A 4,707-nucleotide genomic window follows, 5' to 3' on the forward strand; every position below is an offset into this window, starting at 1 on the left:
TTTTCGATGTATTTCCATTTTGGAACCGAATGATCCCGGTTTTCAGAAACTTTCACAATCAACGACTGTCCCGATTTCAGCTGAACCCTGACCGAATGATCCTGCGTCTCTGCAATTCCGGAATCGCCGCTTTCAGGATTCATCAAAATCACTTGTTTTCCCATAAAATTCAAGGGAATATGCTGATTGATTTCTTTCGGGGTATGATTGACGATATAATAGTATTTTCCGCCATCAAACTTTCTCCTGACAAATTTCAATCCCGTATCAGTCAGTTTTTCTCTTTCTACCTGTAAGAATTCCAAGCCTTTTTCAACGTCAGAGTCCAGCACTATTTTCCCTTTCCCGAAGGATGCTGATTTAAGATTCCCGTTTTGCTGAAAGGGAATGCTGTGCCATAAAGAATCCAGCTCAGTTTTCCGCGGGCCGGCTTCAAAATACCCGGGAACATCTTTCGGCTCACTCTGAAAGATGACGGATGCTCCGTTTCGGGCTATATGTAAAATATTATTTAACGTAGATGCAGGCAGATAATTCAGTTTGGGAACAATCAAAGCCTTGTACGAGCCTCCTTTTTCTGAAACCTGAATCTCCTGATTTTCAAGATGTGCTTCGCCCAACATTTTATCCGAAACCATATCGAACGAATATCCTGATTTTCCCAATTTCTCCAGATTGTCGTAAAATGCAGTGGGATGCAGCCATTTTTCGGTATTGTGGATTTTAAAAGCCATTTCTTTTCCTTTCGGACTCCCCCATTGATCGTAGACCGGCCAGTACATCAGGATATCGTTGTCGGATTTTCCGGTTTGTAAAACAGACTGCGTTCTTTCGATATAAGCATTCAGGCCTTTGATATTCGGCCACAGACTGTTGTAAGGAACAAAATCCGTAGATGCGTAGAACAGCCAGCCCGGGAAAGGCACGTCTGCCGGCGTGTATGTGGTTCCATGGTAAAAGATATGGTTGATGCCCGACAGGAAAATCTGTTCCGCCTCAGGTTTTACCTGCGACCATGAAGTCTTGAAGTGCTCCGTCAGCCAGGTAAACGATTCATTCGAGATCAGCGGTTTCCCTGTGACATTGGCCGCTGAAGATGCGAATTTCAGCATATTGATATCGGGAATTTCTTTGGTATTGATATCTTCCTCATTTCTCCTTAATCCCTGAATATCGAACTTTGTGCTTCCGAACGTTTCGGATTCCGGAATATCGACGGCCGCGTACAGGTCCAGCAGGTTTCCCGGTGAACCGTGCGCCTGGTTGGTGTTTTTCGAGTTCTTCGAATGCGCCCAGCCGGTGAAGTTTTCCGTAAAATGATTCAGGATGAGCTCACTCATCGTTTCACGGTAATCGGATTTTATCCTTCCCGCCATCTCACTTTCATTGTCATCGACCAGATATCTCACATATGCACTCAGATCATAGCCTCTCCTTTTCCTGAATTCCGCCTTGAAATCCGGCGTCCAGTCCGCATTGTATACCTCATAACTGTCATTGAAAAACGAACGGATGCCGTAGTTTGAATTTCCGAAAGCCCTGTCGAATGTTTTCAGGTAATCGTTGGTGGCAGCAGATGAAAAGTGATCCAATGTATAGCCATCACCGCCCGGAGCGGCACGTTTTACCTTCTGCCCTGTTTTACCGGTAAAAATAGCGTAGACAGTCCATGTTCCCGTACCGGGCTTCCAGTTCAGGGAACCGTCAGCTGTAACTTTATCCGTCAGAACAATGGCTTCATTATTCTCATTGTAAGCAGTGACGATATCGGGTTTTATGATTTTTACCTTCTTTTGTTTTCCGTCCTTCAGCACGATCTTTTCAGAGAATTTTTCATCCGGCTGAATGGTGTAGGTCTGAACGGTCATTTTTGTGGCTGCATCCTCTATGCTCACCTGCGGACCACCGATCGGCCATCCCGTTCCCACAGCCATATCAACGCCCATATTAAGGCTCTTCGCTTTATCTGTTGTAAAACGGAGCATGTTCAGCCACCCCGGCGAAAGATAGCTGAGATAACGGTTTTCAAAACCTTTAGCCCCGTAAATCGGGACAATTTCCACTCCGCCAAAGCCGGCTTCAGACAACGTGGACAGCTGTTGATCCAGTCCTTTTCCGTCAACAGCGCTTCCCATCCACCACCAGCGGGTCCACGGCCGTGCAGTATTGCCCGCTTCCGGCCACGGAGCCTGTGCGGAAAGATTTCCGAAGGCGAAACAGAGAATGCTGAGTCTGACGATATTTTTAATTTTCATTACTTTATTTTACATTAACCAAGCTTCATTCTAACCACAAATCCAAGGTTCTGCGAAGTGAGCAGTCACATAAGATTCTGAACATATTCTTTTTTCTTCCGTTAGTTTCAAACGGGCCTATTCCCAATCCCCTGAATCCGTCCTCTAGGGCTTCCCGGATGCTATCAATTTCCATCGGGTTTCAGAGATTCCGTAAAAACAGATTCCGTCCAGTGGAATTTTGTTACATCGTCAGGTTTATGGAGGTTAAAACTTTTATAATTTCCTGATATGTACCGGCTTAAAGATAAATGCTGTTCAACGATAGATTTTACCACGCATTTTGCCAATTCATAAGCTCCGTACGCATTGAAATGGGTATCATCTGCCAAAGCCGCCGGCTGATGCGGATAAGCTTTTGCCGGGTAATGGACGAACGCCTTTTTTGAAGCTTCCGGACCCATTGCTTCGAACAATGTTCTGCTTAAAGCATTCAGATCAATCAGATCCGTCTTTTCTTCTCCGGCAATTTCCCTCACCGCATCCGGAAAATCATCCAGCGTATTGACGATTTTATTATTTTCATCAAAAACCCTGCGGTTCATGGAAGTGACCAGCACCGGTACGGCTCCTGATTCTCTTGCTTTCCGGATCCAGTCTTTCAAACGTTTTCTGTATCCCGATGTTTCACTGTTCCCATATTTCTGGTCATTGTGCCCGAACTGGATCAACAGATAATCCCCCGGTTTTATGCTGTTCCAGATCTTATCGATCCGGTGACGGTCTTCAAAGGCTTTCAGGGTTTCGCCGCTTTCGGCATAATTGGCAATCACCACTTCATCCGGAACGAAAAAATACGGCAGCATCTGTCCCCACGAGGCCCACGGTTCGTACTGTGCATCCACAACCGTTGAATCTCCCGTTAAATAAATCGTTTTTGCCGTTTTATTCGGTCGGATAATGACCGCAGAGACCTTCGGTGATTTCCCGGTAAATTCTATGGTCAGCAAATGGTCCCAGTGCAGGTATTTCCTTTCCCTCGGTTTCAACTTCACAATTCCGGCCGGCGTTCCGTCCTGCTTCCGGATGATGCTGTCCTTTACATGAACCGTGATTGTTTTTTCAGCGGTTTCCCCTTTTTCCGTTCTGAAATCGTTCAGCATCAGGCGGCGGTTTTCCACACGGACTGTGGTTTCCGAGCTTCCTTTGGTATCGCCCAGTATTAGTTGGATATCATAATTTCCTTCCGGAAGCACTACCGAAAAATAGAATGGTTTGTCGCTTGTGATAAAATCTCCGGTCAATGCATCACCTTCGTTGTCAACCGATTGCAGATCTGAGATATCCATAAATCCGTATCCGGTGCGCTGAGCAAACTTTGTTGCCGGGGTTACCTGCACAAATCCTTCTTCGACCCTGTTCCCGCCAAAATCAAATTTAAAACCGGTCTGCTGGGCCAGCAGGAAAGGTGCTGAAAAAAACATTAACAATCGTATCATCTTCTGCATCTTTAATCGGTTAAAATATTTTCTTTCGGCATGGTGAACTGTGGTTTCTCATCTCCCGGATCAGGTAATCCGAAATAGAAATACAATGTTCTTTTAAACGTTCCGTTCAGATGGTTCGGTTCACTTTCCGGCCCCAGCGATTCGGTTTTATCATTGATATTGAAGGCCAGTACCGTTCCCAGCGGCGGAATAGCGTCTAAGAACGAAATATTTCCAGGTGGCAGTTCCGGGTAGCCTTTGGCTCCGTAGATTCCATAAAAATCGAAAAGCCGCACCAACATTTTCTCTTCTTTGGTTCCTACGGTTATCTTTCCCTCCGCTGTATCCAGCTGCAGCCATGAGACATCATCAAAATACCCTTTGAATTCAGGATAGATCCAGGGTGACTGTCCGGTTCTTGACGAATTCTTCAGGTTCTGCCAGACGTTGTATGCCTGGCCCTGCAATCGGTTTTTCCAGACATGGTAAGGCCCTTTTCCGAGCCATTTTGCACTGATGACATAATTTTCAGGCTCATCGAAACTTACGCCTGCAAACCGGTAATTTCCTGACAAGGAATATTCATAATCCAATTGTAAAATACCGCCTGGATCAAGTTTCCAGCGGATGGTATTTCCGTTTTTATACTTTGCTTCAATCAGTTGATTCTGATCTTTTGCATAAGCTTTTATGGATGACAGTTCCATTGCTCCGTTCACGAAGACCGGCCCGTTCCGGAAAGACATTTTCTTGCCTTTTTTATCGGCAATCACCGATTTTAGCAATCCGTCTTTTTTTCCGACGGCAAATTCTTTTTCACCTGATTTTAAAATAAACAGTGAATCATTTTCAACAACGGAGACAGGAAAGTCTTTGATCAGCGTTTTTGAAAATTGTTCAGAAATTTCTTCATTGGACCTGATTTTCCAGCTCCAGGTATAGATTTCTTTGCCGGAAGGATCGGTAGCCGTTACCAGCAAACCTTC

General features: G+C 45.2%; 2 protein-coding genes and 1 pseudogene. All 3 read right to left on the reverse strand.

The annotated features are described in order from the left end of the window. The coding region (locus QZ735_RS04055) for a glycosyl hydrolase (protein ID WP_294244530.1) at nucleotides 1-2,255 on the reverse strand (2,255 nt) is incomplete at its 3' end. A 164-nt stretch (nucleotides 2,256-2,419) separates the two neighbouring features. After that, a complete protein-coding gene (locus QZ735_RS04060; RefSeq protein WP_294244532.1) occupies nucleotides 2,420-3,733 on the reverse strand; it encodes a rhamnogalacturonan acetylesterase in 1,314 nt (437 codons plus the stop codon). Between the two features lie 11 nt (nucleotides 3,734-3,744). Further along, a pseudogene (locus QZ735_RS04065) lies at nucleotides 3,745-4,707 on the reverse strand (glycoside hydrolase family 2); the annotation flags it as partial.

The organism is uncultured Chryseobacterium sp. (genome assembly GCF_913776365.1).
Lineage (GTDB): Bacteria > Bacteroidota > Bacteroidia > Flavobacteriales > Weeksellaceae > Chryseobacterium.

Excerpts from the sequence above, each read along its gene's own strand:
- QZ735_RS04060 (WP_294244532.1), bottom strand. The coding sequence starts at position 3,733 with ATGATACGATTGTTAATGTTTTTTTCAGCACCTTTCCTGCTGGCCCAG.